The 2,061-nt window shown below is 65.3% G+C and carries 2 protein-coding genes; both read right to left on the bottom strand.

Features of this window, described 5'->3' with window-relative positions:
• A partial coding sequence (locus PLZ73_12750) for an ATP-binding cassette domain-containing protein (GenBank protein ID HOO78742.1) occupies positions 1–917 on the bottom strand: 917 nt, incomplete at its 3' end.
• An 11-nt stretch (positions 918–928) separates the two neighbouring features.
• Positions 929–1,954 (bottom strand): efflux RND transporter periplasmic adaptor subunit, encoded by a 1,026-nt coding sequence (locus tag PLZ73_12745; GenBank protein ID HOO78741.1) that lies wholly within the window; start codon positions 1,952–1,954, stop codon positions 929–931.
• Positions 1,955–2,061 lie beyond the last annotated feature (107 nt).

Here is a 2,061-nt window from a genome sequence, read left to right as displayed (position 1 = left end):
AGGTTGGAGCCGAGGGAGGCCAGGCGCTGGCGGATGGAATCGGTCGCGCCCTGGCCCAGGGCGAGCATGGCGATGACCGCGGCCACTCCGATCAGGATCCCCATCATGGAAAGGATCGAGCGCATCTTATGGGAAAAGATGGCTCGGAACGACTGGCGGAAATGATCGCCGAAGAGGATGCGCCCCGCGTGAGGGGCGTCCCGGCCCCGGTCCTGTCCGCCGCCGCCCGGCGGCTGGGCGCCGCCGCTGCGTTCGTCGGAGACGATCCGGCCGTCGCGCATGGTGATGATCCGCTGGGCCCTGCGGCCGATATCGAGCTCGTGGGTGACCATGATCACGGTCTTTCCCCGGCGGTTCAGATCTTCGAGAATGGAGATGATCTCCTCTTCGCTTTTGGAGTCGAGGTTGCCGGTGGGTTCGTCGGCGAGAATGATCGGGGGGTCGTTGACCAGGGCCCGGGCGATGGCCACCCGCTGCTGTTCCCCGCCCGAGAGCTGGTTGGGACGGTGGCCGCTGCGCCGGGCCAGCCCGACCTGTTCGATCCGTTTTTCGGCGGGACCCCGCTGGTTGCTCCGGCCGGCGTAGACCAGGGGCAGTTCCGCGTTCTGGAGGGCGGTAAGCTGGGGAAGCAGGTGAAACTGCTGAAAGACGAAGCCGAGACGGGAATTGCGGGTAACGGCCAGTTCGTCGTCCCCCTTCCCCACCATGGATTCGCCGTCGAGCTTGAATTCGCCCTCGTCGGGAAGATCGAGCAGCCCGAGAATATGCAGCAACGTGGACTTTCCCGAGCCCGAAGGGCCCATGATGGCCACGAATTCGCCCTTCTCGATGGAGAGGGAGATCCCGCGCAGCGCCTGCACCCCGGTGGACCCGGTGCGGTAGGTCCGGGCGACCTGGATGAGTTCGATCAGCGGCATTCCCGGCACCGTCAATCGGGCGGCCGCTGCGGGCGGCGGTTGTTGGAGGACGAGGATGACGACGACGACGAAGAGCGGCGCCGGTTGGGAAGGAAGGGGCTCCCTCCGTTGGCGGCGTTGCCCGAAGAGAGACGGTACTCGCGGGAGACGGCCACCACTTCCTGGTCCGGTTCCAACCCCGAGAGGATCTGGATCCTCCCGTCGGCCTCGATCCCGGTTTCCACCTCCCGGCGCTGGGGTTCGCCTTCGGGACCGGGAACGAGGACGTATTTGCTCCCCCGTCTGCCCGTCTGCACGGCGTCGCTGGGGACGGTGAGAGCGTCGGCCGCCACGGCGGTTACGATCGAGACCTCGGCGCTCATGCCCGAACGGAAGGTGGCGGGGGTCCGCCGGGGAAGGATGTCGACCTTGTAGATGGTGACGTTGCTGACCACCGTCGATTCGTAGGCGATGTGGTCGACCGTGGCCGGAATGCTCTGCTCCGGGTAGGCGTCGAGGGTGATGAAGGCGTCCTGGCCGAGCTTGACCATGCCGATGTCGGTTTCGTCGACTTCGGCTTTGACGATGAGGCGGTCGGAAAGGACGAGGACGACGCTCGAGGTGGTGACGGTCTGTCCCGGTTCCACTCCCCGGACGATGACGGTCCCGTCGATGGGGGCCAGGAGGGGGCTGGGCTTGTAGACTTCTTCCCAGTATGCCACTTTTTCCGGGCCGTTGAGCTGGGCCGCGTCCAGGAGGGTGGCCCGGTCGGTCGAACTCATCAGGGCCAGGCGGTCGCCGCGTTTGACTTCCTGGCCTTCCCGGACCAGGACTTCCTCGATTCTCCCCCCGATGGTGGGCTTGATCTCCAGACGGTTCTGAGGTTCGACGATCCCGGTCACCGAGATCTTCATCTGCAGGTCTTCCCGCCGGGGCCGGACCAGCGAAACGGTGTCGCCGTTTTCCGTTTCGGAATCCTTCAGGACCAGAAAACGGACCGCCGCGGCCGCCCCCGCCAGGACGATGAGGATAATGATCGCGACCTTGAATTTTTTCATGGGTACTGCATCTCCCCGGAAAGTTCCTTGTCGATCGTGAGCCCGGTCCGGTATTCCCATTCGGCCGCGGCCCGCAAGGCTTCCGCCTTCACGCTCAGATAACTTTT

The sequence above is a fragment of the bacterium genome, assembly GCA_035380285.1.
Taxonomy (GTDB): domain Bacteria; phylum Auribacterota; class Erginobacteria; order Erginobacterales; family DAOSXE01; genus DAOSXE01.
The sequence above is the reverse complement of the archived record's forward strand: the minus strand, read 5'-3'. Positions and strand labels throughout refer to the sequence as shown.

Excerpts from the sequence above, each read along its gene's own strand:
- PLZ73_12745 (HOO78741.1), bottom strand. The coding sequence starts at position 1,954 with ATGAAAAAATTCAAGGTCGCGATCATTATCCTCATCGTCCTGGCGGGG.